This is a genomic window from Azohydromonas aeria (assembly GCF_009760915.1).
Taxonomy (GTDB): Bacteria; Pseudomonadota; Gammaproteobacteria; order Burkholderiales; family Burkholderiaceae_C; genus Azohydromonas; species Azohydromonas aeria.
The window spans coordinates 50,257-76,754 of the sequence record NZ_VIDQ01000020.1 but is presented as its reverse complement, the minus strand read 5'-3'; the positions used below and the strand labels follow the sequence as shown (position 1 = coordinate 76,754).

Below are 26,498 nucleotides of genomic sequence, written 5' to 3'. Positions count from 1 at the left end.
CCCAGTCCTTCAAAGGAGACCCGCGATGAAGCGCTTCCACGTCCACCTGCACGTCGATGACCTGGCCAGGAGCATCGCCTTCTACTCCAGGCTCTTCGCCGCCGAGCCCGCGCGCGTGGAGAGCGACTACGCCAAGTGGATGCTCGACGACCCGGCGCTGAACTTCGCCATCTCCACGCGCGGCCAGGCCAGCGGCATCGACCACCTGGGCATCCAGACCGACGACCCGGCGGAGCTCGCCGCCATGAAGGCCCGCGCCGAGGCCGCCGACATGGCGCTGCTCGATGAGGGCGCGACGACCTGCTGCTACGCGCGCAGCGAGAAGCACTGGATCACGGACCCGCAGGGCATTGCCTGGGAGCACTTCCACACGCTGGGCAACATCCCCGTGTTCCGCGAAGAAGGCGAAGAAGCCGGCCCGGCAGCCTGCTGCACGCCGGCGCCGGCCGAGGCTGCTGCCCCTGCCGCCGAGCCCGCGCAAGCCGCATGCTGCACGCCGTCGCGCGGCAAGCCGCTGGGCATCCCGGTGAAGTCCTCGACCTCCTGCTGCTGAAGGTGCCGGCCATGAGCGACAAGGTCCGCAACGTCCTGTTCATCTGCACCGGCAACTCCGCGCGCTCGATCATGGCCGAGGGCCTGATGAACCACCTGGGCCGCGGCCGCTTCAAGGCCTACTCGGCCGGCAGCCATCCGGCCGGCGAGGTGCGGCCGCTGGCCCTGAGGACGCTGCAGCAGTGGCACATCCCGACCGACGGCTTCCGCAGCAAGTCCTGGGACGAGTTCGCCGTAGCCGGCGCGCCCGGGATGGATTTCGTCTTCACGGTCTGCGATAGGGCAGCCGGCGAGGTGTGCCCGCTGTGGCCGGGCCAGCCGATGACGGCGCACTGGGGCGTGGCCGACCCGGCCGCCGCCGAAGGCACGGCCGAGCAGCAGCAGCGTGCCTACATGGATGCCGCGCTGGTGCTCAAGCGCCGCATCGAGCTGATGCTGGCCCTGCCGCTGCAGACGCTGCAGGGCATGGCGCTGCAGCGCGAGATCGAGCGCATCGGCAAGACCGGCGCCGCCTGAGCCTCCGGCCCTGCCGTGTCCCGGCCGGGCATTTCCCTTTACCGATTCCATGCACCCGGGAAGCGCCGGGCCGGCAGCCATGACCACTCATGTCCTGATCCTCTGTACCCACAACTCCGCGCGCAGCATGCTCGGCGAGGGAATGCTCAACCACCTCGCGGCCCGGCTGGGCAAGGACGTGCGCGCCCACAGCGCGGGCAGCGCCCCCAGCGGGCGCATCAACCCGTTCGCCCTGGAGGCGCTGCAGAGCGCCGGCGTGGACACCGGCGCCATGCGCAGCAAGAGCTGGGACGAGTTCAGCACCGACGGGGCGCCGCCGCTGTCCATCGTCATCACGGTGTGCGACAGCGCAGCCAGCGAGGCCTGCCCGGTGTTCTTCGGCGGCAACGGGCAGCCGGTGAAGGTGCATTGGGGCTACCCCGACCCGTCCAACGCCGAAGGCGGCGACGAGGGGAAACGCCGCGCCTTCGAGCTCACGCGCCAGGCCATCGGCTACCGCATGCTGCAGCTGCTCGCGCTGCCGCTGGAAACCATGGACCGTGCCGCGCTGCAGGCCGCGCTCACCGAGATCGGCCGCAACTGAAAGCGCGCGAGGCAAAGCCATGAACACCACGCTGACCGCCCGCGCCGCCGCACCGGCGCCCATGAGCGTCTTCGAGCGCTACCTGACCGTCTGGGTCTTCCTGTGCATCGTCGCCGGCATCGCGCTGGGCCAGATGCTGCCGGGCCCGGTCCAGGCCATCGGCCGCATGGAAGTGGCCCAGGTGAACCTGCCGGTGGGGCTGCTCATCTGGGTGATGATCATCCCGATGCTGCTGAAGGTGGACTTCGGAGCACTCCACCAGGTGCGCAGCCACTGGAAGGGCATCGGCGTCACGCTCTTCGTGAACTGGGCCGTCAAGCCGTTCTCGATGGCGCTGCTGGGCTGGATCTTCGTGCGCCATGTCTTCGCGCCGTACCTGCCCGCCGACCAGCTCGACAGCTACGTGGCGGGGCTGATCCTGCTGGCCGCCGCGCCCTGCACGGCGATGGTGTTCGTGTGGAGCCGGCTGACCAACGGGCATCCGCTGTTCACGCTGTCGCAGGTCGCGCTCAACGACACCATCATGGTGTTTGCCTTCGCACCCATCGTGGCGCTGCTGCTGGGCCTGTCGGCCATCACGGTGCCCTGGGACACGCTCATCACCTCGGTGGTGCTCTACATCGTGATCCCGGTGATCGTGGCGCAGCTCTGGCGCCGCGCACTGCTGGCCAAGGGCCAGGCCGCCTTCGACGCCACGCTGGCGCGGATCGGCCCGTGGTCCATCACGGCGCTGCTGGCCACGCTGGTGCTGCTGTTCGCGTTCCAGGGCGAGGCGATCCTGAAGCAGCCGCTGGTGATCGCGATGCTGGCCGTGCCGATCCTGATCCAGGTCTTCTTCAACTCCGCGTTGGCCTACTGGCTCAACCGGAAGCTCGGCGAGTCGCACAGCGTGGCGTGCCCGTCGGCGCTCATCGGGGCGAGCAACTTCTTCGAGCTGGCCGTGGCCGCCGCGATCAGCCTGTTCGGCTTCGAGTCCGGCGCGGCGCTGGCCACCGTGGTGGGCGTGCTCATCGAGGTGCCGGTGATGCTGCTGGTGGTGCGCATCGTCAACCAGAGCAAGGGCTGGTACGAGGCCGGCGCGCGCAAAGCCTGAGCTGCTTCAAGGCGCCGCGTGCGCCTGGCGCTCACGATGGAAGGCTGACCATCCCGCAAAGGGCAACCGCCCATGGAGGCCACCATGCTCGACACCCGACCGCTCGACGAGTTGCTGAAGGACGCGCCGCGCCACCTCTTCTTCACCGGCAAGGGCGGCGTGGGCAAGACCTCGCTGGCCTGCGCCTGCGCGCTGCGCCTGGCGGATGCGGGGCGGCGCGTGCTGCTGGTGAGCACCGACCCGGCGTCGAACCTTGACGAGATGCTGGGCACGCCGCTGGGCCGCCAGCCCCGGGACGTGGCCGGCGCGCCGGGGCTGCAGGCCATGAACATCGACCCGGAGGCCGCGGCCGAGGCCTACCGGCGGCGCGTGATCGCGCAGATGGCCCCCGAGAGCACCGAGGCCGAGCGCGGCACGGTGCGCGAGCAGCTCTCGGGCGCGTGCACCACCGAGATCGCCGCCTTCGACGAGTTCGTCGGGCTGCTCGCCGGCGCCGCCGAGGGCTTCGACCACGTCATCTTCGACACCGCCCCCACCGGCCACACGCTGCGGCTGCTGAGCCTGCCCAAGGCCTGGACCGGCTTCCTGGAGGGCAACGACCGCGGCGCGTCGTGCCTGGGGCCGCACTCGGGGCTGAAGATGCAGGAGGCGCGCTTCCGGCAGGCCATGCAGGCGCTCGCCGATGCGCGGCTGACCCGCGTGGTGCTCGTGACCCGGCCGGACGCGCCGGCGCTGAAGGAAGCCGCGCGCACGCGCGACGAGCTTGTGGCGCTGGGCTTGGTCAACCAGTGGCTCGCCGTCAACGGCGTCTTCGCCGAGGACCCGCAAGGCGACGCGGTGGCCACCGCGCTGCGGGCGCAGCAGCAGGCCGCGCTGGAGGCGCTGCCCGCGACGCTGGGCGCGCTGCCCGGCAGCCTCGTGCCGCTGCGCGGCTTCGACATGGTGGGCCTGCCGGCGCTGCGCGCCCTGCTGGAGGGCGGCGCCGTGCCGGTGCCGCCGGTGCCCGCCGCGACGGCCAGCGTGGCGGGCGTGCAGCCGCTGCAGGCCCTGGTGGACGAGCTCGCCCGCCAGCCACACGCGCTGGTGATGGTCATGGGCAAGGGCGGCGTGGGCAAGACGACCATCGCCGCGGCGCTGGCCGTGGCCCTGGCGGGCCGGGGCAAGACGGTGCACCTCTCCACCACCGACCCGGCCGCGCACCTGGCCGCGACCCTGGAGGGCGGCAGCGTGCCGGGCCTGCGGGTGGACCGCATCGACCCGAACGCGGAAACCCGGCGCTACATCGACAAGGTGATGGCCTCCAGGGGCCGGGGCCTGGACGAGGCGGCGCGCGCGCTGATGCTGGAGGACCTGCGCTCGCCCTGCACCGAGGAAGTGGCGGTGTTCCATGCCTTCTCGCGCATCGTCTCGGAAGCGCGCAGCGCCTTCGTGATCCTGGACACGGCACCCACCGGCCACACGCTGCTGCTCATGGACGCCACGGGGGCGTACCACCGGCAGATGCTGCGCGACTTCGAGGGCAGCACGTCCACGCGCGTGGTCACGCCGCTGATGCGGCTGCAGGACCCCGACTACACCCGCATCGTGCTGGTGACGCTGCCGGAAACCACGCCGGTGTCGGAAGCAGCGGCACTGCAGGACGACCTGCGGCGCGCGCGCATCGAGCCCTTCGCCTGGGTCATCAACCGCAGCCTGGCGGCCTCGGGCACCGCCTCGCCCGTGCTGGCCGGCCGCATCGCGGGCGAGCGGGTGCAGATGCAGCGCGTGGCCACGGGCCTGGCGCCCCGGACCTTCGTGGTGCCCTGGTGCGCGCAGCCGCCCATCGGGGTCGAGGCGCTCAAGCGCCTGGACACCGGCGAAGCGGCGGCGCGGTAGCCCGGTCTCCGGAAGTCCCGGGCCCAGCGGGGCCGGCTGCCGACCCGGCGCGCGCCGCGGGCGCAGCAGCCGGCCGCGCGACCGATGGCGACCGGTCGGATGCAGGCAGCGCCGTCGCCCCCGGCGGGCCGCGGGCGGAACGTGGTTTGCCGCCCTGCGCCTGCCCGTCCGGTGGAGCCTCATGCCATGACCACGACCGTCAGCGACCAAATCGTGCAACGCCTGCATGCCTGGGGCGTGCGCCGCATCTACGGCTATCCCGGCGACGGCATCAACGGCCTCATGGGCGCGCTCGACCGCGCCGGCGGGCAAATCGACTTCGTGCAGGCCCGGCACGAGGAGCTGGCGGCATTCATGGCCTGCGCGCACGCCAAGTTCACGGGCGAGGTGGGCGTGTGCCTGGCCACCTCGGGGCCGGGCGCGATCCACCTGCTCAACGGGCTCTACGACGCCAAGGCCGACCACACGCCGGTGCTGGCCATCGTGGGCCAGCAGGCGCGCGCGGCGCTGGGCGGTGACTACCAGCAGGAGGTGGACCTGCTGAGCCTGTTCAAGGACGTGGCCCACGAGTACGTGCACATGGCCACCGTGCCCGCGCAGATCCGCCACCTGGTGGACCGCGCCATGCGCATCGCCCGCGACCAGCGCGCCGTCACCTGCATCATCCTGCCCAACGACCTGCAGGAGCTCGAAGCCGAGCCCGACCCGCCGCACGAGCACGGCACCATCCACACGGGCATCGGGCTCACGGCCCGGCGCATGCTGCCGGCGCAGGCCGACCTGCAGGCCGCGGCCGACGTGCTCAACGCCGGCGAGCGCGTGGCGATCCTGGCCGGCGCCGGTGCGCTGCACGCTGGCGACGAGCTGGTCGCCGTGGCCGAGACGCTGGGCGCGGGCATCGCCAAGGCGCTGCTGGGCAAGATGGCCGTGCCCGACGACCTGCCCTTCGTCACCGGCGCCAACGGGCTGCTGGGCACCGTGCCGAGCTGGGAAATGATGAGCGGCTGCGACACGCTGCTGATGGTGGGCTCCAGCTTTCCGTACTCGGAGTTCCTGCCCAAGGAAGGGCAGGCGCGCGGCGTGCAGATCGACGCCGACGGGCGCAAGCTCTCGCTGCGCTACCCGATGGAGATCAATCTCGTGGGCGACAGCCGGCTCACGCTGCAGGCGCTGCTGCCGCTGCTGCGCCCCAAGGCCGACCGCGCCTGGCGCGACAGGATCGAAGCCGGCGTGCGCCGCTGGTGGCAGGTGCTGGAGCAGCGCGCGATGACCGAGGCCGAGCCCATCAATCCGCAGCGCGTGTTCTGGGAGCTGTCGCCGCGGCTGCCCGACAACGTGATCCTGACCTGCGACTCCGGCACCAGCGCCGCCTGGTACGCGCGCGACCTGAAGGCGCGCCGCGGCATGATGGGCTCGCTCTCCGGCGGCCTGGCCACCATGGGCCCGGCCGTGCCCTACGCCACGGCCGCCAAGTTCGCCTTTCCCGACCGCCCGGTGGTGGCGCTGGTGGGCGACGGCGCGATGCAGATGCTCGGCCTCAACGCGCTGGTGACCATCGCGCACCAGTGGCGGCGCTGGGCCGACCCGCGCCTGGTCGTCATGGTGCTGCACAACAGCGACCTCAACATGGTCACCTGGGAGCAGCGCACGGCCGGCGACCCGAAGTTCGATGCCTCGCAGAACCTGCCGGCCTTCCCTTATGCCGAGTACGCGCGGATGCTGGGCCTGCACGGCCTGCGCGTGGACCGGGCCGAGGCGGTGGCCGGCGCGTGGGAGCAGGCGCTGTCGGCGGACCGGCCGGTGCTGCTGGAGATGGTCACCGACGCCAACGTGCCGCCGCTGCCGCCGCACGTCACCTTCAAGCAGGCGCGCCACTACGCGCGGGCGCTGCTGCACGGCGACCCCGAGGCGCTCAAGACCGTCATGGCCAGCATGCGCGAGGTCTGGGCCGGGCTGACGGCCGGGCGGGGCTGAGCGGGGTCGGCCGGGGTCGCGCGGCGCGATCGGCCGGCCCCGGCCAGCGGCCGCTGCCGGAGTTCCGAAGCGTCGCGCAGGCCCGGCCCGCTGGCTGCGCGGCAGCGGCCCGCGCGGGGATGCGTGCCGCGCCCGGAAGCCCGCTCGCCGTGGCAACCTGACATCCCATGCTGACCATTGCCCTCGGCCCGCTGGCCTTGCCCGTTTCACCGCTGCTGCTGCTGGCCGCGGTGTGGATCGCCGTGCTCGTGGCCCGGCGCCTGGCCGGGCCCGACGCCGCGGCGCCGGCCGAGAAGGCGATCTGGTCCGCCACCGTGGTGGGGCTGCTGGCCGCGCGCGGCGCGCATGTGCTCCTTCATGCCCGGGCCTACGCGGCCAGTCCCTGGGCGGTGCTCGACGTGCGCGACGGCGGCTGGGACGACACGGCCGGCGTCGTCGCCGCCGCGCTGTGGCTGGCCGGGCGCTGCCGCCGGCACCCGGCGCTGCGGCGGCCGCTGACCTGGGGCCTGCTGGCCGGGGTGCTGGGCTGGACGGCGGGCAGCGTCGGCATGCTCGCCGCCGGCGCCGGCAGTGCTCCGGTCCCGGCGCCCGACGTGCGACTCACCGAGCTGGCCAGTGGCCGCACGGCGCCGCTGCCCGAGGTGCTGGGAGGCACGCCGGCGGTGGTCAACCTGTGGGCCAGCTGGTGCGGCCCGTGCCGTGCCGAGATGCCGGTGCTCGACGAGGCCCGCCGGCGCGAGGGCGACATCCGTTTCGTGCTGGTGAACCAGGGCGAGTCCGCCGCCGTGGTGCGGGCTTACCTGCAGCGCGAGGGCCTGTCGCCGGACGGCGTGTGGCTCGACACGGACCAGGCGCTGGGCGCGGCCACCGGCAGCCGCGGCCTGCCCACCACGCTCTTCTTCGACGCCCAGGGCCGGCGCATCGACGCCCACCTGGGCGCGCTCAACGCCGCGGCGCTGCAGGTGCGGCTGCAGCGCCTGCGCCAGCCGCCCTGACGGCCCCGGCCCGGCGGCGTTGCGCCCCGCGCCTCGCGCCGGGCCGACACCGGCCTGGGTGCCGGGATTGCTGTCCGCGGCGGTCAGGCCGCTTCGCCCGTCCGCCGCGATCTCCATGCCCCTCGACCGAAGCCCCGTTCGCGCCGCCGCCTCGTCCGCCGCCGCGCGGCTGGGCCGGGTGCGCGTGCTGGCCGCAGGGGCGCTGGCCATCCTCCTGCTCACGGCCGCCGCCGCGCTGATGCTGTGGCGCAGCCGCCAGGAAAGCCTGGACACCTGGCGGCTCTACCTGGGCAACTTCTCGGCCACGGCCGCCGAGCACGCGGCGCAGACGCTGCACACGGTGGACTTCGTGCTCAGCCGCGTCGTGGACCGGCTGCAGTCCGCGCGCCTGGACGATGCCCGGGTGCTGCGGCGCGCCCTGGGCACGGAAGCCACGCACGAGTTCCTGCGCGAGCGCGTGGCCGAGGTCGCCGTGCTCGACGGCATCGCCATCCTCGACCGCGATGGCGTGCCGATCAACGGCAGCCGCACCTTCCCGCCGCCGAGCCTCAGCCTGGCGGAACGGGACTATTTCCAGGCCCACGCGGCGGACCCGGCGCTGGACGTCTACGTCTCCGCGCCGTCGCTGAACCGGGTTTCCGGGCGCTGGACCTTCTTCCTCTCGCGCAAGCTGCGCTCGCCCACCGGCGAGATGGTGGGACCGACCGTGGCCGGCATCGAGCTGGAGTACTTCGAGCGCTTCTACGCGCGGATCAACCTCGACCCGTCCGACAGCGCGCTGCTGCTGCTGCGCCGCGACGGCGCGCTGCTGGCGCGCTACCCGGTGGTGGCCGAGGCGCTGGGCCGCTCGTACCGCGACGCGCCCGGGATGCGCGCGCTCGCCGCGGCGCTGGCCCAGGGCCGCAGTGGCGCCACGGTGCTGACCTCGGCGCCGCGCGTGGCCGACCCGCGCGACGCGCGGCCCCGCATGGCCGCCGTCCATGCCGTGTCGGGCTTCCCGCTGGCGGTCCAGGTCTCGACGACGCAGCGCTTCATGCTGCGCAGCTGGCGGCAGACGGCGCGCTTCGTGAGCGCGGGCGTGCTGGTGACGGACCTGCTCATCGCCGCGCTGGCGCTGCGCATCCACCGGCTGCAGGCGCGGCGGCGCGTGGCGCTGGCGCAGCTGCAGGCCGCGCGCGAGGCCGCCGAGGACGCCAGCCGCGTCAAGTCGCAGTTCCTGGCCAACATGAGCCACGAGATCCGCACCCCGCTGCACGGCATGCTGGGCATGGCGCGGCAGCTGCTGCAGGCGCCGCTGCCCCCCGAGCAGCGCCAGCGCGCGCAGGTCATCGAGCGCTCGGGCCAGCTGCTGCTGGGCGTGATCGACGACGTGCTCGACTTCTCGCGCATCGAGGCCGGGCGGCTGGAGCTGGAGCAGCTGCCCTTCGACCTGGTGCGCCTGGCGCGCGACGCGGTGGCGCTGTACGAGCCGCAGGCGCTGGCCAAGGGACTGTCGCTGCGGCTGGCGCTGGAGCCGGCGCAGGCGTCCGAGCCGGTGCCGGAAGGCGCCCAGGCCTGGCTGCTGGGCGATCCGCTGCGGCTGAGCCAGATCCTCAACAACCTGCTGTCCAACGCCGTGAAGTTCACCGCCGCGGGCGGCGTCGTGCTGCGGCTCGAAGCGCTGGAGGGCGGGCGCTGGCGCGTGGCCGTGCGCGACACCGGCATCGGCCTGAGCCCGGACGAGCGGCAGCGCATCTTCGAGCCGTTCATGCAGGCGGACAGCTCCACCACGCGGCGCTTCGGCGGCAGCGGGCTGGGCCTGGCCATCGTGCGCCGCCTGGTGCAGCTGCACGGCGGCGAGCTGGGCGTGGACAGCCGGCCCGGGCAGGGCACCGAGTTCCGGTTCGAGCTGGCGCTGCCGCCGGCGTCCGCGCCGGCCCACCTGGCGGAACGGGCGCCGCCGCGCGAGCCCGAGGCGGCCCGCGCGCTGGCGGGCCGGCGCGCGCTGGTGGCCGAGGACAACGAGGTCAACATGGCGCTGGCCTGCGCGATCCTGCAGGCGCTGGACATGGACGTGCGCCAGGCCGGCGACGGCGTGGCGGCCGTGCAAGCCTACGGCCGGGAGCGGCCCGACGTGGTGCTCATGGACATGCACATGCCGCACATGGACGGCCTGGAGGCCACCCGCCGCATCCGCGCCCTGGAAGCGGAGCGGGGCTGGCCGCGCGTGCCCATCGTCGCGCTCACCGCCAGCGCGCTGGCCGAGGACCGGCAGCGCTGCATCGACGCCGGTATGGACGACGTGCTGGTCAAGCCGTTCCAGCCGGCGCAGCTGCAGGCGGCGCTGGTGCGGGCCGGGCGGGAGGCTCGGCCTCGGGTGGCCTAGGCGCAGTCCCGGGTCCTGGCGCCATGTGCCGGGCCGGCGCCAGGCTCACCGGGACCGGCGCATGCCCGGGATCCGCCGCAATCCCGCAGCCGCGAGCAGTGGCGTTGAATGGACGGCCGGCGGCGGGGGGCCTGTAATCTGCCCCTGGAATGACCCCGGACCTGGAGCATGGATGTCTGATGCCCGCCTGAACCCGTCCCCCGCCGACCCACCCTCGACCCAGCCCCTGGACGTGCTGCCGCCCGGCCACCGGGTGGCCGAATTCCGGATCGAGCGGGTGCTGGGCCAGGGCGGCTTCGGCATCGTCTACCTGGCTTTCGACACCCGGCTGGAGCGCCTGGTGGCGGTCAAGGAGTTCATGCCGAAGTCCCTGGCGCAGCGGCTGGCCGACGGCGCCGTCGTGCCGCTGTCAGAGCGCCACCGCGCCACCTTCGAGCTCGGCCTGCGCAGCTTCATCCGGGAGTCCCGCGCCCTGGCCCGCTTCAAGCACCCGGCGCTGGTCGAGGTGTACCGCTTCTGGGAGGAGCTCGGCACGGCGTACATGGTGATGCCCTTCTACGAGGGCCGGACCCTGAAGCAGCGCCTGGAAGGCATGGCGGCCCCGCCAGCGGAAGCCTGGCTGCGCCGGCTGGCGCTGCAGGTGCTGGAGGGGCTGGACGTGGTGCACCGGCAGGGATGGCTGCACCGCGACATCGCGCCCGACAACATCCTGCTGCTGCCGGGCGACCGGCCGGTGCTGCTGGATTTCGGCTCCGCGCGGCAGGACATCGGCGACGCCACGCAGGCGCTGGCCGGGCTGCTCAAGCCCGGCTACGCCCCCATCGAGCAGTACGGCGATTCCGCAGCCCTTAAGCAGGGCCCCTGGACCGACCTCTACGCCTTCGGCGCGCTGCTGTATTTCGCCGTCTGCGGCAAGGTGCCCCCGGCCTCGGTGGAGCGCGTCAAGGACGACGCGATGGTGCCCGCGCGCCGGGCCGGGCAGGGGCGCCATTCGACGGCCTTCCTGCAGTTCATCGACCGCTGCCTGGCGCTCTGGCCCGAAGGGCGGCCCGCCAACATCGCGGTGGCGCTGGAACTGCTGCGCGGGCTGGATGCGCGCGAGTGGGCCGAGCGCGAGAAAGCCACCGGCCGCAGCCCCGGCCCTGCTGCCGTGGCCGCGCTGCGCGGGCTGCGCAGCCGGGCCGCCGGGGGGCTGTCGCGGTGGCGCAAGCCGCTGTGCTGGGCGGGCGGCCTGTCGGCGCTGTGCCTGGCCGGGGCCGGGCTGGTGTTGGGGCTGCCCCGGCCCGGGCCCGTGCCTGCCACGCCCCTGGCCGCCCGCGAGCCGGCGCAGCCGGTGCCCGCCCAGCCGGCCGATGCGCCGCCCCACGACGATGCGCTGGCCGCGCCCGTGGCCGCCCGGCCCGGCACACCGCTCCCCGTCCCGTCGCCACCGTGGAGTCCGGACAGCGCGGCCCCGGCGGCGCCGGCTGGCTTTGCGCAGCCGCCCACCCCGAACCAGGCGCTGGAGGATTTGCTGCGCGATCGCGACTCGAATATCCGCGTGGCGGTGATGCCGGCCGCCGAGAAACCGAAGTCGGGATTCGAATTCAGGATCGAGGCCAGCGAGCCTGGTTTTCTCTACGTGTTTGCCACCGGCGCGCGGCGCGACCGGCTGGAATTGCTGTGGCCCCGGGACGATGAATCGCTGGTGATGATCGAACCGGGCCGGGCTTGGCGGATCCAGGCCGCGGCCCCGGTGCCCGCGGACCACCGCCACGTCGGCGTGATGGTGTCGAAATCGGCCCGCCACCTGGCCGGCGCCGGCTGGCAGCGGCAGGCCGGCTCATGGAGCAAGACCTTTTCAGGCGCATCCGGCACCGGTGCCGCGCCCTGGTTCGGGCAGCCCCAATGCGCGCCGGTTCCCGGCCCGTGTCATGCCGGTTTCGGTGCCGTCCGCTTCGACGTGACCTATACCCGGCCACCCGAGCCCAAAACCCGTCCGGCCACCCCGTCGCCGGCCCGCCTGGCGGCAGCCCGGAAGGCCGAGTGCGAGAGCCTGACGCATCTGCTGGCGCTCGACGGCAATGTGCTGGCGCAGCGCCGCTTCGCCCAGCTCGGTTGCCGTCGATAGGTTCCCGGATATTGCTTCACGCCCGCCGTCAACCTGAAAGCGGCGGGGTGGTGCAATGCCTTGATTCGGCATATTGGTGACCGATTGTTGCCGGTGCCGTATCGATTTGTCAGGCCTGTTCACGCGGCGGCGTTTTCATCGCCGGTCCCCCCTGAATGGTTCCACCGGCCTGCACGTGCATGGTCGACGCTGGCGGGAGGCTCCTGTACACCTGCCGCATGGGGGCGGCATGAGATTGAAATTCTGGATGGGCCCGGAAGAGGGCCTCGGCAAAGGTGCGGATGACGGCGGCATCGGCGCGTGGAAACCACCCTTCAGGAAAGACCCACTGACGCAGCAGGCCGAGCGCTCCTGGGGCTCATGGATATTCGCCGCCTGGTGGCTGATGGCGATCATGCTGCTGGTCTGGACGATGGCTTCCCAATTGCTGAATATTGGTTTGAAGATTTCCGAAGCGGTAGGGGAGCTACTTGAAATAAGCATTCGCTAGGCGCTGGGCCACCGGTGCCCGCCAGGGGCTCCGGTCCGGGACACCGCCCGGGTCTCTGGCTGGCTTTTGCGAGCCAGACCAGAAGACTGCCACGGCTGCCAAGGCCTGCCCGCGCAAACCGCGACCGGTACGGCCCATTGAATGCCGCTTCGCGCATCTGCCCGCATGTTGAGCCCGATCAACATTTCGTACCCGGCGCAGTGAACAATCATCCGGCAGTGAATGGTGAACAGGCCGTCATTCCGCCCGCCGGAATGTGCGGCATATTTCCTGGAAGCCATGGAAACAGCCGAAAATGCCTGAACCAAAGAACAACGCTTTTTGCGATTTCCCCGGTATTTCCCGGCTGCTCGACGAGGAATGCCGCCGGAGGTGGCTGAATTTCTGGAGCGACTGGAAAACCTTGGCGCGGTATCAAGCCGATATTGCCGCCAGTTATCGCACCATCATGTTCATGGGGTTGCAAGGATTTCAGGGGCTCCTGCAACTGGCGCCCAGGAACCTGGCCCAGAACATCAACCCCTTGTCATTTTCAATCTTTGATTTCACCCGGGAAATCAAGGGCAGTACCGAGCTTGAAGGCCGGATCGTCACCGAGGTCGCCGGCTACGGCAGCCAGTTGGGAATCATCCTGGACGTGCTGGAACTGATCCTGCAACAGGATGCGCCCAAAACCAACGCGTTGACCGATGCCGAGGCGGTTTACAAGCGCCAACGACTGGTGCACCTGATGGAAGACATCCGAAACTTCAAGGAGCGCGCGGCCTGTTGAGCGGCTTGGTCGATTTCGCGCCGGCGGCCATGCCGCGCGACGTCCGGACCCGGTGCTTCGTGGCTGCTCCTGGCCTGCGCCGCGCAACGCCACGCTTGCGGCAGGGCGGCCCGGCAGTGGCCGCGGCGGGTGCCGGCCGCGGCAGGCACCATGCGCCATGATCCCCCTGTCCGTACTCGATCTCAGTCCCATCGTGGAGGGCGGCGACGCCGCCCAGTCCTTCCGCCACACCGTGGACCTGGCGCAGCACTGCGAGCGCTGGGGCTTCGGCCGCTACTGGCTGGCCGAGCACCACGGCATGCCCGGCATCGCCAGCGCCGCCACCGCGGTGCTCATCGGCCACGTCGCCGGCGCCACGCGCCGCATCCGCGTCGGCGCCGGCGGCGTGATGCTGCCCAACCACTCGCCGCTGGTGATCGCCGAGCAGTTCGGCACCCTGGAGACGCTGTATCCGGGCCGCATCGAGCTGGGCCTGGGCCGCGCCCCGGGCTCGGACCCGGCCACGGCACGCACGCTGCGCCAGGGTGGCGGCTTCGATGCCGCCGATCGCTTCCCGCAGGACGTGGCCGAACTGCTTGCCTACTTCGGCCCGGCCAAGCCGGGGCAGGCCGTGCGCGCGGTGCCGGGGGAGGGACTCGACGTGCCGGTGTGGGTGCTGGGGTCGAGCCACTTCGGCGCGCAGCTCGCCGCCCAGATGGGCCTGCCCTACGCCTTCGCCTCGCACTTCGCGCCCACGCACCTGCACGCCGCCGTGGAGCTGTACCGGCGCGAGTTCCGGCCCTCGCCGCGGCTGCGGCGGCCGCACGTGATGCTGGGCTTCAACGCGTTTGCCGCCGACACCGACGAGGAGGGGCAACTGCTGGCCACCTCCGTGCAGCAGGCCTTCGCCGCGCTGGTGGCCGGGCGCCCGGGCCGGCTGCCGCCGCCGGTGCCCGGCTACCTGGAGCGGCTGCCCATGGCCGAGCGCGTGTTCGTCGAGCGCTCGCTCGCCTGCTCGGCGGCCGGCTCGCCGCAGACCGTGCGCCGCGCGCTGGAGGACTTCGTCGCGCGCACCGGGGCCGACGAGGTGATGGTCACCTCGCAGGTGTTCGACCACGCGGCGCGGCTGCGCAGCTACGAGCTCATCGCGGCGCTGCTGTAGCGCCTGCCGGGGCGGCCGACCTCAGCCCCCGTAGCGCGCTTCGAGCAGGTCGAGCTCGTGCAGCAGGCGCCGCCGTGCCAGCTCGGACAGCCCGAAGTCGCGGCCGCAATGCTCGATGGCCTCGCGCTCGGCGCGCAGCGCCGCCAGCCGCAGCCGCCGCTCGATCGCCTCGACCTGCCCACGCCGGACCTCGTCGTCCGGATCGGCGCGCAGGCTGTCCATGCGCAGCCGGTAGTGCGTGGCCAGCCGGTCGGCGGCTTCGGCGGCCAGGGCCGGGTCGGGAAGCTGCGCGGCCAGCGACGCATGCGCCGACTCGATGGCGCGCAGCGCGGCCCGCGCCGCCGTGCGGCGCACCCGGTCCTCGATCGCGCGCTCCGCGTCGTCGCCCTGCGGCTCCAGCCCGCGCAGCAGGCGCGGCAGCGCGAAGTTCGCCAGCAGCAGCGACATCAGGATCACACCGGCGGCCAGCGCGATGGCCAGGTCGCGCGCGGGGAAGGGCGCGCCGCCGGGCAGCGCCAGCGGCAGCGTCATCACGCCGGCGAGCGTGACGGCGCCGCGCACGCCCGCCAGCGACACCACCAGCAACAGCCGGCCGCTGAGCTGCGGCGCCGCCTCGCCCCTGCGGCGCGCGCGCCAGCCCTGCAGCCGCAGCGACACCCACACCCACGCCAGCCGCAGCAGCGCCAGCCCGGCCACGATCGCGAGCACGTACGGCACCAGCCAGGCCGGCGACTGGTGACCGGTGTCGCGCACCGTGCGCGCCGCGCCCGCGACGATGGGCGGCAGCTGCTGGCCCAGCAGCACGAAGACGCTGCCGTTGGCCACCAGCTGCACCATGTCCCACACGGCGGTGCGCCGCAGGCGGCCGCCGCCGTGGCCGTGCGGCTGCGCCACCAGGCCCATGGTGATGCCCGCGGCCACGGCCGCCAGCACGCCCGAGGCGTGGACCTCCTCGGCCAGCAGGTAGGCGCCGAAGGGCAGCAGCAGCGTCACCAGCACGTAGTTGCCGGCGTCGGGCGCGAGCCAGCGGACGGCGCGCCGGCCCAGCCACGACACGCCCCAGGCCAGCGCCGCGCCCACGGCCACGCCGCCCAGCGCCAGCCCGACGAAGCTCAGCAGCGCCTGCGGCAGCGAGAAGCTGCCCGTGAGCGCCGCGGCCACGGCGAAGCGCATGCACACCAGGCCCGACGCGTCGTTGAGCAGCGACTCGCCTTCGAGGATGTGCATCACCCGCGGCGGCACCGGCGTGCGCGAGGCCACCGACGACACCGCGATCGGGTCGGTGGGCGAGAGCACCGCGGCCAGCGCGAAGGCCACCGGCAGCGGCATGCCCGGCAGCAGCCAGTGCATGAAGAGTCCCATGCCCAGCACCGTGAACAGCACCAGGCCGAGGGCCAGGCGCAGCACCGTGGCCGCGTCCTGCAGCAGCGCGTCCTTGGGAATGCGCCAGCCGTCGAGGAACAGCAGCGGCGGCAGGAACAGCAAAAAGAAATGCTCGGGCTCCAGCGCGATGGCCGGCAGCCCCAGGAAGCCGATGGCCGCGCCCAGCGCGATCTGCACCAGCGGCGCCGGCCAGCCGGTGGCGCGCGCGGCGAGGCTGCTGACGCTGACGGCCAGCAGCATGAGCAACACGATGGCGATGGCGCCCAAGGCTGACGTTCCGCTGCATTCCCGGCCCGGGACACCCCGGGCCGTGTCCCGAGGCAACGCGCGGACCCGCCCGAAACCGTTACCGCCGTAACGCGCCGCGGCTACCGCGGCGGCGGCCAGGGCGGGATAAGCGCGGAAGTCCCGGGCCGGCGCGCCTTCGGGCACACGCCCCGCGCTCACCCGGGCACCGCCACTCCCTTTCCACGGAGACCCGCGCTGAAACACCTGCTGAGCTTCCTGCTGGCCGTCCTGGGGGCACCGGCGCTGGCCGCCATCGGCTCCAGCGCCAGCCTGACCGGGTTGCGCTACGAGTTGATCGACCTGGACCCCGCCGACGGCGTCGCGCCCTCGGTGCGCTTCACCGGCAACGCCGACGCGCGCAGCTTCGTGCGGCAGAAGGCCTGCAACCCGAGCTTTCACTGCAGCGTGGACCAGGGCAGCTTCTCCGAGCCCGCCTTCGCCTCGGTGGAAGGCTCGTACGGCGCAAGCAGCGGCTTCGCCGCGGTGTCCGCCGCCGGGCTGTTCGCCGGCGGCAGCTTCGACACCGAGCGCGCCACCCCCGGCAGGCCGGACAACCGCTACGGCAGCCTGGCGCGCTACCGCGGCGCGCCGCAGATGCCGCTGTTCGTGCTGTCGGCCCGCACCGGCCTGCGCATCACCGGCCAGTACACGCTCGACGCCTGGGCCCTGCCGTGGGAGGACGCGCCCTACAGCTACCGCGGCGGCGAGCTGGCGCGGGCGCGCATCGTGTTCCAGTCACGCCACCTGGCCGAGCCGGCGCCGGTGCTGGAAGTCCAGGCGCAGACCACCTGGCTGTCGCCGCCGGACGCCGAGCACGCCACGGGCACGGTGTCGGTGCTCCTGCACAACGGGCTGGAGCGCACCGCGACGGTGTGGGGCAGTTTCGGCGTGCAGGCCACGGGCATCGTGCCCGGCGTGCCTGAAGCTTCCAGCTGGGCGCTGATGCTGGCCGGGGTGGGCGTCGTGGGGGCGACGGGTCGCCGGTGCCGCCGTGGGCGGGCCTGAGAATGGCTGCGGCCTGAACCCGACGAGTCCCTGCCATGAACACCCGCAAGCTCATCTTCGACACCGACCCCGGCGTGGACGACGCCATGGCGCTGATGCTGCTGGCGCGCTCGGCCGAGGTGGAGCTGCTGGGCGTGAGCACCGTCTTCGGCAATGGCAGCCTGGACACCACCACGCGCAACGCGCGGGTGCTGGCCGAGCTGCTGAACCTGCGCGCCGGCGTGCACCGCGGTGCCGCGGCCTCGCTCGACGGCGCGCCGCACAACCCGCCGGCGCAGGTGCACGGCCGCGACGCGCTGGGCGACGCGGGCCTGGCGGACGGGCCGGCGCGGGCGGAAAGCGCGCAGCCGGCCGACGAATTCATCGTCGAGACGTTGCGGGCGCATCCGGGCGAGGTCAGCCTGCTGGCCGTGGGGCCGCTGACCAACCTGGCGCGGGCGCTGCGCCGCGCGCCGGACATCGCCGGCCTGGCGCGCGAGGTGGTCATCATGGGCGGCGCCTTCGGCTTCCGCGGGCAGGGCGGCAACGTCACGCCCTTTGCCGAGGCCAACATCCATGCCGACCCGCGCGCCGCCGACGAGGTCTTCGCCGCGCGCTGGCCGGTGACGGTGGTCGGGCTGGACGTGACGCACCGCGTCGTCATGGACAGCGCTTACCTGGACGCGCTGGCCCGGGATGCCGGCGGGCTGGGGCGCGTCATCCGGGACATCTCCCGCCTGTACCAGGACTTCTACCGGGGCACCGGCGTGCCCGACGGCTTCTACGTGCACGACGCCTCGGCGGTGGCCTGCTGGCTGCAGCCGGCGCTGTTCCGGACGGTGCGCGCACCGCTGGCGGTGGACCTGGAGGGCGAGGCCTTCGGGCGCACGCGGCTGCTGGACGAGACGGCCCCACGGCCGGCACAGGCGGTGTGCGAGGCGGTGGACGCGGAAAAGGTGCTGGCGTTGTACGCGCAACGACTGCGGGCCTGATACGGCCGGGGAGCGATGCGGCACTGACGCGCAACAGGGTTTCTGCCGGCATCGGCCTTGCCGCCTCCTGTTTGCAGGGTCGCCATAGTCCTGGGCCCCGAATTCCCGTAGGCCCAAGAAGCGAACCAGTTCAGCGACCAGTACATCGCCACCGGCGTGAACGGCGCCGACGTGCCCGAAGGGCGCCTTACGTCAGGACCGTTGCTGGACGGCAAGGGCCGGTTCAGCCTGCAGCCGGCCCGGGCGGTGCCCGGGTCGCCCCAGGACCGGCGCCGGCTCAGTGCCGCAAAGGCGGCACCAGCCGGCGCAGATTTTTCAGGAGGGCCTGCCAGCGCGGCTGCGCGGGTTGGCCCGTGCGCCGGGCACCGGCGCGGCGCGCGGCGCCCTCGACCCAGCCGCGTTCCCAGGCTTGCGCCTCTGCGGAACCCGGGGCGTAGGGGCAGGCGCCCCCGAAATAGCCTCCGGCCTTGAAACCCTCGTGTCGCGGATCGGGTTGATTGACGGGCATGGCGTCGCTCCTTTCACGGCTCAAGTCGCAAACGCCGGACCGCCTCGGGGCCTGCGTTCGAAGGGGCCGCGGCGCCCGCATCGTCATCACCCTGACACGAACCCGGCCGTCACGGATGCGGCCGCCAGCAGCGAGGCACCGCCGGCGCGGGCACGACAATCGCGCCTTGATCCGTGTGCAGGAAGCCACCCATGAAAACCTATGACATCGAAGTCCAGCGCCTGAAGTCCGTGCGGCACGACAAGGGGCTGATCGACCTGCGCATCGACGCGCTGGTGCAGCCGCGCAAGATGGGCGACGAGGAAGCTGCCAGCACCTCGCTGCAATTGCCGGTCGAGCATGCGCGCACGCTGCTGATACTGCTCAAGCAGCAATTGGCGGAACTCGACAAGCTGCAGCCGCGCAGCCGCCGCTCGGGCCGATGCTGAATCGACAGCGGTTTGCTTGAACCCGGAATGCCATGAAGCTGATTGCCTGCGTCCACTTTCACGGCGAAGGCGCCGCCGTCGCCGCCGTGGCTTTCGAGGATTGGGACGCGCGCGAAGCGTCCCAGACATTCACCTTCCGCGTGGCCGAGTTGGAAAAGCCGGAGCGCGGTAAACCCGACCTGCGCGAATTGCAGTGCATCTTGCAGCTGCTGCAGGAGCACCGGCTGAAGCCCGAGGTGATTTTGATCGACGCGCCGGTTCACCTGGATGCGGCGGAAGCGCCCGGGCCGGGCTGGCGGTTGTTCGATGCGCTGGGCGGTCAAAGCGCCGTCATCGGCATTTCCACGAAGGCCATGCCCGGAATGCCGGCGCAGTTTGAGGTTTTTCGGGAGGAAGAGGCGCGGCCCATGATTGTGACCTGTGCCGGGATCGACCTGGGGGCGGCGAAAGTGAGGGTGCGCAACATGCACGGAAAAAAGCGCATTCCGACCCTGGTGAAACTGGCCGCGCGGATGGCGCGGGAGAATCCTGGTTAAAATTCATTTGATAACCGGCTTTGAGTATCCCGAAAAGCAAATTATCTATTGCATAAAGATATGTGACGCCGGTGCGGCGATGGCAAGTTGTTTACGTTTTTCAAGTCTGTGAGTAAAGCGGGTTGACTATACAGTCCCCCGCCGAAAACCTCTTATGCTCCCACAAGGGTCAATCACATTTCTGATTCCATGCACTCTTCTATTTTAATCAATTCTTTAGCCATCCTAAGATCTATCAAGTATGCAAACTCCCATAGTCGTAAACGATATCCTCGGAGTTGTTGGTGCGTAATGTTTCCTGGGCTGGCATCGCTATGTATTATGTTGTTTCTTACATGAGTGAGGGAGTCAATATCCGGCGCTATGCTCCTTCGCGGCTTATTTTCTACGATTAGGCTCTCCGGTTCTTCGGCTTCTATTTGACATGATTGGTAAATATCATTTATTCCAACTCTTTCGAAGAGACCAGCAAGCTCCTTGGAGCCATGTTTGCCGTAGTTGAATTTATTGTTGGCTTTTATTGAATCTATCTCTGCTTCAAAATCCCATAGTCGCGCAGCATTTTTGAGGTCTCGGATTTTTTCAGGTTTTCCCTGGAAAATGCCATTAAATGTGCAGTTGGCAAGTATAAATGATGTTGCCTGCACTCTTAAATCTGGCGGCAAGTGCTTTGCTTTTGGCTTTCGCTTGCCCACTTGTTTTAGATAGTCTTCAATAATATTTTCAGCAAACGCTTCGAATTTCGCTCCAAGAAGCACAAATCCTGCTTTTAGGAAAGTGGAGTACCCGACAGGTTTGTGTTTTTGAAGTGACGCGATGGCATGCTCAATAAAAAGATCTACCTCAGCTAAAGCTCCGTCGAAAGTCGCGGTTGCGTCGAAATAAGCCATCTACTACCTCAATTGCATAATAGAGTTGATTGCGTCTGTCCACTTGGAAAGTCTATACTCGACCCTTCCAGTATCACCTGTCGCAAACGTTATGGCTTCATTGAATTCTGAATCACTTCTTTGAAGTTGCAGCAACGCTTCAATTATTTCCTCTTTTTTGGGTGTAATTTGTTGTGGCTCATACTTGCAAAAGCCAACTACCATAATGTCAAATATGGCGCGATTAATCAAGTTTTCTGGTCTTCCTGTAGCAATATCGAGCCGGCGAAAAGCTTTGTTCCCAAAAACGGCGTAGCTGCAAGCTACACTGTTATAGAAGAGCTTCTCAAAACGCTTTATTTCTTTTTCACCAATATTTTTATTTTGGTTTATGAATGTATTTAAGAATGACTTCATTTTTCCGGAGTAATTTCTCAATATCTTTTTATCGGAATCGAATTGATGCATGAGAGCAAGACCCCTCAAGACAAGTTCTGCATCCATGAATCTGGCATGTGGTGCTTTCAGGCCTAAAATTTTCTGAAATGTTGTGTCTTGTCTCATCTTCTTTAGTGCATCATTGAGAGTGCCCCTATACAGACAGTTGCGTAATTCCTGCTCATTAAGTTTAACGGCCCCTCTGTTTAGTCGAAGAAATATATCATATTTAATTTCGTGATGAGATTCTTGAAGTATAACAATAATGCGAATTATGCCGTTTCTAAGTATGCGCTGAGCTTTTGCGGGCAAAGTAGAGTACTGGAGTCTGTTTAATTCTGGCAAAACCTCTAAGCCTGTAAGCTTGAATTCATTAGCAAAAAAGCGCTTTAGGGAATTAAGGCGTTGAAGTCCGTCGACGACATTCCAAACGCTTTCCTCGTCTTCTTCGACATAAATTACTGGGATGGGGACATTTAAAAGAATTGATTCAACTAATAGAGACGCTCTTTTGTTGTCCCAAATATAGCTCCGCTGATAATGAGGATCGAGTCTAATGTCTCCATCCATCATTGCAATCAAATCTGAAACACTCTTGTCATATGCTTGTGTTCGTAATGTACGACTCTCCTTTGGGATTTCGTCGCCGGTTTCAATTTCGGCTCCAATTTCCGTTTCTGCGAACTGAATCTCTTCAGATTCATGGTTAAGGGTTTCAGCTTCGTTCATGTCTTTTCAGGGATCGTGTCGTCGTTAAGTGAGGTGCTGCAGACTATGTCGTCTGCTCCTGCTGGCGAATTATTTTAGTTCCTTCCGTTAAGATTTGTCAAACACTCTCGTTGTTTGTTATTGTCAATATGGAGCGAATTGAGTGGATTAATTGTTTTCAATCGATCGAATGATTTTTTCTGTTCAATGCAATTTTGTCGCGTATAGAAGCACCCGCGGGTCGCAAATGCACCAGGATAATAGCTCAGCCTGTATCTGCATTGCTTCAGATCTTGTATTAGGTGTTTTGGGGTTTTCTTGTTTTCAGGCAAACGCCATAGCGCGAAAAAGAGGGCTCTTTGTCAACATCTTCCCCACCCAGCACCCTAGAGGGTTTCGGCCATGAGAGTCGTATTTACTGGTGGTAGTGGTTTCATTTGTAAACGCCTCTCCAGCCCGCTGCTGCAGGCGGTCCATGAGGTGGCGGTCGCATCGCCGTCCCGCGGGCGTGAACGCCGTCACCGCCGAGGGATTGAGAAGCGCCCTGCAAGGTGCCGAGGCAGTCGTGGACGAGTTGGACTCTCCGTCAATCAAGCCCGAGGTCGTGATGGCCTTTCTCCATGCCTCCACCCGTAACCTGCTGCAGGCCAAAGCCGTGGCCAAGCTGCTGCACCACGTCGCGCTATTAGTAGTGAGCAGCGAGCGGCTGCCCGATAACGGCTACTTGCGCGCCAAGGTGACACCGGAATCGCTTATCCGGGCAGGGTCCGTGCCCTTCACCATCGTGCGGGCAAAGCAGTTCTTCAAGTTCCTCAAACCCATTGCCGACACTGGCACTGAGGGTGCGACGACGGTGTTCGTTTCTTCCGCCCGGCTGCAGCCGATCAGCGCACTCGACGTGACCCGAGCGCTGGCCGAAGAGGTCACTCGGCTGCCCGTGAACGGCACTTGCGAGGTGGCGGGCCCAGGGCCGCTCCCGTTGGACGAGGCCGTCTGGCGCGGGCTGCGTGCGGCCGGCGACGTGCGCGAGGTGGTTGGGCAGCGCGGGGCCCCGTATCGCGGCAGCCGGCTCGGCGACGGGTCGCTGACTCCCTGGCCTCTGCGCGCACTTGGTCGCCACCACGCTAGAGCGCTGGCTCGCCGCCCTGTTCATCGCTGCCTGAACGCCCCATCCGGCGGTGATGAGCCGGCCTTCCGGGTTGGCAACTTGAACCTGGCCCCTCCCGGCGGCAACCGACCGCCGACACACCCCAGGGAGCTTTCCATGTCCGCACCCCTCACCGGCCCCCTCGCCGCCGCCGGCGGCGCCCCGTGCCCGGCCGGCGCCGCGCCCATCGCCTTCCGTCCCGCCACCGGCGCCGACGGGCTCAAGGGCCTGTACGAAGTCCACGTCGGCGGCCGCTGCGAGCTGATGACGGCCGCGCAGCTCGAACAGGCTTTGCAAGGCATCACGCCGGCCGGCGCCGCCGCTGCCGATGGGGGCAGCCCACTCATCCAATTGAGATCCGGGCCACAGGAGGCACCCGGCGCGCCGCAGCCGGATCCGCGCAGCGACCGCCAGCGTGCGCTCGACGCCGTCAACGCCGGCGGCAAGCCGCCGCCGACGCATCCGCACATGCAGCACGCCGCCGACGTGCGCGCGCGGCTCCAGGCGCAAGGGCTGCCGACCGAGGCCAGCGGCGTGGACGTGCACGTCGTCGGCGACTCGCCCGACCACGGCGCGTCGGTGGTGCGCACCATCGCCGGCCCGGTCGGCCTCGCGCCCGGGGCCGAGGTGACGCTCTCGCCGCGCATGGCCGACGCGCTCGGCGTGCGCCTGCCCGACGACGAGGCGCGCGCCGAGCACGCGATCGCGCACTTCTCGGCCCGCACCGGCATGGCGTCGTCGCAGCAGCTGAAGATGTGGGCGGTCGATGCGCTCGAAGCGGCCTACACACAGCCCAGGCAGGAACTGGACTTCCTCGTGGCCCATGCGCGCCAGGATGGGCAGAGCAAGATCGTCAACATGTCCTGGGGCATGTCGCAAGACGCGCTGGTGGCCGAGGCGACGAAGGCGGCGCTGGGCAACCCGGCCTCGCCGCTGATCGAGGAACTCGACGCGCGCCGCGCGGCGGCCGGCCAGCCGCCGCTGGACCTGTCCCGGACCGCCGACCAGGAGGCCTTGCGCGCCTGGGTCGGCGAGGTGATCGGGCAGGCGCTGCAGTCGCCTGAAGGCGCGCAGCGCCTGCGCGGCGCCCGCGCCGAGGCCGTGGCGGCGGTGGCTCGGGCGCGCGAGGCGGGGTTCCTGCCCATCGCCGCGGCCGGCAACTTCTTCGAGGCCGGCCGCACGCCGGAGGGCAGCCGCACGAACGAAAACCTGGTTGCGACGATTCCCGGCGTGCTCTCGGTCGGTGCCGTGACCCTCGGCGCGCCGACGCGGCTGGGCGACGAGCGCATGGGCGGCATGTCCAGCCCCGGCGCGGCGCTGTCGGCGCCGGGCGTGGACGTGCCGGTGGACATCAAGCAGGGCCGGCTCGCCGATGCCAGCGGCACCTCGCTGTCCGCGCCCTACGTCGCGTCGGTGGCGGCGCTGATGGTCAAGGCAAATCCGAACATCACGCCGGCGCAGATCGAGAAGATCCTGCTGAGCCCGGCGGTGGCCACCGACGTCAAGGGCACGCAGCGCGACGGCGCCGGCGTGATCGACCCGGTGGCGGCGGTGCGCGAGGCCCGGGCGCTGCTGCGCGCGCAGGAGCCGGCCTTCCACACCTCGCGGGACTTGTCCCTGCCCGCGCATCGCGCGGCCATGGACGCGCTGCGCCGGATGCTGCCGGCGGACCTGGCCAGCTTCTCGCCGGCCTACCGGGCCACCGTCAACCTGATCCAGGACAACCACTTCGTCGCGCTCGACACCGCCACGCAGAAGAACCTGCTGGCCGGCATCGCGGCGGCGAAGACCGACCTGCCGCTGGTCAAGGACGTTGCGCAACTGGTTGCGGACACGGCTTTCCGGGACATGGGCCCGCATGCGCGCGCGCGCTTCGCCCAGAACTTCACCTCACTGTCGCCGGCCGACCGGGCCGCGGCCATGCAGCTGCTGCACCGCGCCGACATCGCGAAGCTGCCCCTGCCGATACGGGACGCGCTGGCCGCGGCGGCGTCGAAGGCGCCCTTGGACACGGCCACCACCGGCGCACTGCTGCGCCGCGCCAGCGATCCGGCCTTCGTGAAGCTGCCGGCCGACGTGCAGGCCGCCTTCTTCCGCGCCTTCGAGCAGCAGCACGAGGTCTTCGACATCGAGCCGCAGCCGGGCGAGAAGCCGCCGGCGCAAGGCAAGGCCGCGCTGCTTGCCTTCGTTGACGGCGCAGCGTTCAGGCGCCTTGACGCCATCTCGCAGTCGCGCTGGATGCAGGCGCTGGCCAGCCCCGACGCCGAAGTGCGCCAGCGCGCCTACGACCGCCTGGCCGATGCGATCGACCCCAAGCGCAAGCTCGGCGACGCGGCGCTGGCCGCGCGGCTGCAGGCCGTGGCCGGCACGCTGCACGCCGGCGACACGGTGCGCAACGACCGCGAGCGGCTGCCGGGCGCCTCGACCGCCGCGCCGGACGTCTCGGCGCCGCGCGAAGAGAAACGCTCGGTGTTCTTCCGCGCCGACGGCCGGGGCATCGACCCGAAGAAGTCCGACGTGCTGGTGCAGACGGTGACCATCGAGGGTCGGGCCATCGAGGTGATCTTCCCGCGGCCGATGCCGGACAACATGCCGCCGATCAAGCTGATCGCGCAGGGGCTGGCCGGGCTGCCGGCAAGCGTGCGCGGCCACGTGCAGCAGGTCATCGTCGATCCGCGTTTCAAGGACTGGCAGCAGGCCATCAACGCGAAGGACGGGCGCCCGAACCGTATCGTGATGGGTGGGGAGGGGCCGTCGAATGCGCGCGAGCTGACGGCGCTGTTCTCGCACGAGGCCGCGCACCTGCTGGCCGGCGACCGCTTCAAGGCCGAGCCCGCGCTGGCGCGCCGCTGGGAAGCGGCCATGAAGGCCGACAACCTCAGCGTCTCGGCCTATGCCGCCAGCTCGCTGCAGGAGGACGTGGCCGAGACGGCGGCGCTGTATTTCCAGGTCAAGGGCACGCCGGACGAGGCGGTGTTCCAGCGCGAGGTCCCGAACCGCTACGCGCTGGTGAAGGAACTGCTGGGCGAGCGGTAGCCCGCCGGGGCCGGTTCAGCCGGCGCCGTCCACCGCCCGCGCCACGGCCGCCACGTACTCGTCCGTCAGGCCGCGCTCGGCCAGCGCCCGGGCTGCGTCGCGCACGTAGTCGGCGTTGGTGCCGGCGTCGCCCCGGGCCACGGCTGCCAGCCGGGCCACGGTGTCCACGGAGACGTCGGTTTCATGCAGCGGGTGGCCGGGCTTGGCGACGAAGCTCAGCGCCATCACCGTCCCGCCGCCGGCCAGCCGCACCGGCGTCCACAGCGGCCGGTAGCCGCCATTGGCCATCTCGCGCTCCCAGAGCTTGCGCAACTCGGCGCGAAGGCCTTTCTCCTTCAGCCGCAGCGTCACGGCCTGCGCCTGGCCGCCAGGCTGCAGCGACAGCTCACGCCCGGGGCAGTCCGGGCTGCCGCGCCCCTCGTCGGCGCGCAGGCAGTAGCTGCGGTGCCAGCCGTCGAGCGTCGCCAGTTCCTCGGCCTCGAACTCGATGGAGGGCTGCCACATCAGCGAGCCGTAGGCAAAGACGCGCAGCGGCCCCGGCGGGCGCAGCGCCAGCGTCGCGGCCAGCGAGCGTTCCCGCTGCGCGTCGCTCCAGGGCAGGCGCTCGCCGTTGGGCGGGTATTCGGTTTCGGGGACGAGGGCGCCGCCGGACTGGCCCCCGTCGTCCAGAAGATCGTCGTTGAAGGTCGTCATGGTGGCGTGCTGGAAGCAAGGG

The 26,498-nt window shown here is 69.7% G+C and carries 22 protein-coding genes; 17 read left to right on the top strand and 5 right to left on the bottom strand.

The annotated features are described in order from the left end of the window. Nucleotides 1-25 precede the first annotated feature (25 nt). The 12 genes from FJ694_RS14210 (at nucleotide 26) to FJ694_RS14155 (ending at nucleotide 14,466) form a co-directional block, all read left to right on the top strand. Nucleotides 26-553 carry an ArsI/CadI family heavy metal resistance metalloenzyme gene (locus tag FJ694_RS14210; RefSeq protein ID WP_157267901.1) on the top strand — a complete coding sequence of 176 codons (528 nt, stop codon included), beginning with the start codon at nucleotides 26-28 and terminating at the stop codon, nucleotides 551-553. Between the two features lie 11 nt (nucleotides 554-564). After that, entirely contained in the window at nucleotides 565-1,068 is a 504-nt protein-coding gene (locus FJ694_RS14205) for an arsenate reductase ArsC (RefSeq protein ID WP_157267900.1), read from the top strand. A 79-nt stretch (nucleotides 1,069-1,147) separates the two neighbouring features. Further along, nucleotides 1,148-1,651, top strand: a complete 504-nt coding sequence (locus FJ694_RS14200; protein ID WP_157267899.1) for an arsenate reductase ArsC — start codon at nucleotides 1,148-1,150, stop codon at nucleotides 1,649-1,651. Between the two features lie 19 nt (nucleotides 1,652-1,670). After that, the gene (gene arsB, locus FJ694_RS14195) at nucleotides 1,671-2,744 is read left to right on the top strand and encodes an ACR3 family arsenite efflux transporter (RefSeq protein WP_157267898.1); all 1,074 of its coding nucleotides are present in this window, start codon (nucleotides 1,671-1,673) and stop codon (nucleotides 2,742-2,744) included. An 84-nt stretch (nucleotides 2,745-2,828) separates the two neighbouring features. Then, on the top strand, nucleotides 2,829-4,619 hold the full coding sequence (arsA, locus tag FJ694_RS14190) for an arsenical pump-driving ATPase (RefSeq protein WP_157267897.1): 1,791 nt from the start codon (nucleotides 2,829-2,831) through the stop codon (nucleotides 4,617-4,619). Between the two features lie 186 nt (nucleotides 4,620-4,805). Continuing rightward, nucleotides 4,806-6,593 (top strand): thiamine pyrophosphate-requiring protein, encoded by a 1,788-nt coding sequence (locus FJ694_RS14185; RefSeq protein ID WP_157267896.1) that lies wholly within the window; start codon nucleotides 4,806-4,808, stop codon nucleotides 6,591-6,593. A 167-nt stretch (nucleotides 6,594-6,760) separates the two neighbouring features. Further along, the gene (locus FJ694_RS14180; protein ID WP_157267895.1) at nucleotides 6,761-7,588 is read left to right on the top strand and encodes a TlpA disulfide reductase family protein; all 828 of its coding nucleotides are present in this window, start codon (nucleotides 6,761-6,763) and stop codon (nucleotides 7,586-7,588) included. A gap of 115 nt (nucleotides 7,589-7,703) precedes the next feature. Then, the gene (locus FJ694_RS14175; RefSeq protein WP_157267894.1) at nucleotides 7,704-9,953 is read left to right on the top strand and encodes a hybrid sensor histidine kinase/response regulator; all 2,250 of its coding nucleotides are present in this window, start codon (nucleotides 7,704-7,706) and stop codon (nucleotides 9,951-9,953) included. Between the two features lie 172 nt (nucleotides 9,954-10,125). Next, entirely contained in the window at nucleotides 10,126-12,063 is a 1,938-nt protein-coding gene (locus tag FJ694_RS14170) for a serine/threonine protein kinase (protein ID WP_198320831.1), read from the top strand. A gap of 229 nt (nucleotides 12,064-12,292) precedes the next feature. Continuing rightward, nucleotides 12,293-12,553 carry a hypothetical protein gene (locus tag FJ694_RS14165; RefSeq protein ID WP_157267892.1) on the top strand — a complete coding sequence of 87 codons (261 nt, stop codon included), beginning with the start codon at nucleotides 12,293-12,295 and terminating at the stop codon, nucleotides 12,551-12,553. A 295-nt stretch (nucleotides 12,554-12,848) separates the two neighbouring features. Further along, nucleotides 12,849-13,325: a hypothetical protein gene (locus FJ694_RS14160; protein WP_157267891.1), complete on the top strand. Its 477-nt coding sequence runs from the start codon at nucleotides 12,849-12,851 to the stop codon at nucleotides 13,323-13,325. 157 nt (nucleotides 13,326-13,482) lie between these two features. Next, complete coding sequence (locus FJ694_RS14155; RefSeq protein ID WP_157267890.1) at nucleotides 13,483-14,466, top strand: LLM class flavin-dependent oxidoreductase; 984 nt, start codon at nucleotides 13,483-13,485, stop codon at nucleotides 14,464-14,466. Between the two features lie 21 nt (nucleotides 14,467-14,487). Here the strand turns inward: FJ694_RS14155 and FJ694_RS14150 are convergent, their stop codons facing one another. After that, the gene (locus FJ694_RS14150; protein ID WP_157267889.1) at nucleotides 14,488-16,116 is read right to left on the bottom strand and encodes a Na+/H+ antiporter; all 1,629 of its coding nucleotides are present in this window, start codon (nucleotides 16,114-16,116) and stop codon (nucleotides 14,488-14,490) included. Between the two features lie 300 nt (nucleotides 16,117-16,416). On the opposite strand from FJ694_RS14150, the gene FJ694_RS14145 reads away from it, so the two are divergent. Both FJ694_RS14145 and FJ694_RS14140 read left to right on the top strand, forming a co-directional pair. Further along, complete coding sequence (locus FJ694_RS14145; RefSeq protein ID WP_157267888.1) at nucleotides 16,417-17,142, top strand: PEP-CTERM sorting domain-containing protein; 726 nt, start codon at nucleotides 16,417-16,419, stop codon at nucleotides 17,140-17,142. A gap of 35 nt (nucleotides 17,143-17,177) precedes the next feature. Beyond that, entirely contained in the window at nucleotides 17,178-18,113 is a 936-nt protein-coding gene (locus FJ694_RS14140; protein ID WP_157267887.1) for a nucleoside hydrolase, read from the top strand. Between the two features lie 277 nt (nucleotides 18,114-18,390). Here the strand turns inward: FJ694_RS14140 and FJ694_RS14135 are convergent, their stop codons facing one another. Beyond that, a complete protein-coding gene (locus FJ694_RS14135; protein WP_157267886.1) occupies nucleotides 18,391-18,621 on the bottom strand; it encodes a hypothetical protein in 231 nt (76 codons plus the stop codon). A gap of 191 nt (nucleotides 18,622-18,812) precedes the next feature. On the opposite strand from FJ694_RS14135, the gene FJ694_RS14130 reads away from it, so the two are divergent. Next, nucleotides 18,813-19,049 (top strand): hypothetical protein, encoded by a 237-nt coding sequence (locus tag FJ694_RS14130; RefSeq protein ID WP_157267885.1) that lies wholly within the window; start codon nucleotides 18,813-18,815, stop codon nucleotides 19,047-19,049. 32 nt (nucleotides 19,050-19,081) lie between these two features. Further along, nucleotides 19,082-19,585, top strand: a complete 504-nt coding sequence (locus FJ694_RS14125; RefSeq protein WP_157267884.1) for an endonuclease V — start codon at nucleotides 19,082-19,084, stop codon at nucleotides 19,583-19,585. A 173-nt stretch (nucleotides 19,586-19,758) separates the two neighbouring features. On the opposite strand, the gene FJ694_RS14120 is transcribed toward FJ694_RS14125, so the two are convergent. Continuing rightward, on the bottom strand, nucleotides 19,759-20,475 hold the full coding sequence (locus FJ694_RS14120) for a HEPN domain-containing protein (RefSeq protein WP_157267883.1): 717 nt from the start codon (nucleotides 20,473-20,475) through the stop codon (nucleotides 19,759-19,761). A gap of 3 nt (nucleotides 20,476-20,478) precedes the next feature. Further along, nucleotides 20,479-21,621, bottom strand: a complete 1,143-nt coding sequence (locus tag FJ694_RS14115; protein WP_157267882.1) for a DUF262 domain-containing protein — start codon at nucleotides 21,619-21,621, stop codon at nucleotides 20,479-20,481. 1,243 nt (nucleotides 21,622-22,864) lie between these two features. Between FJ694_RS14115 and FJ694_RS14110 the strand changes: the two genes are divergently transcribed. Then, on the top strand, nucleotides 22,865-25,783 hold the full coding sequence (locus FJ694_RS14110) for a S8 family serine peptidase (RefSeq protein ID WP_157267881.1): 2,919 nt from the start codon (nucleotides 22,865-22,867) through the stop codon (nucleotides 25,781-25,783). Between the two features lie 15 nt (nucleotides 25,784-25,798). Here FJ694_RS14110 and FJ694_RS14105 read toward each other — a convergent pair whose 3' ends face one another. Next, nucleotides 25,799-26,476, bottom strand: coding sequence for a gamma-glutamylcyclotransferase (locus FJ694_RS14105; protein ID WP_157267880.1), 678 nt, complete (start codon nucleotides 26,474-26,476; stop codon nucleotides 25,799-25,801). Nucleotides 26,477-26,498: the final 22 nt, after the last annotated feature.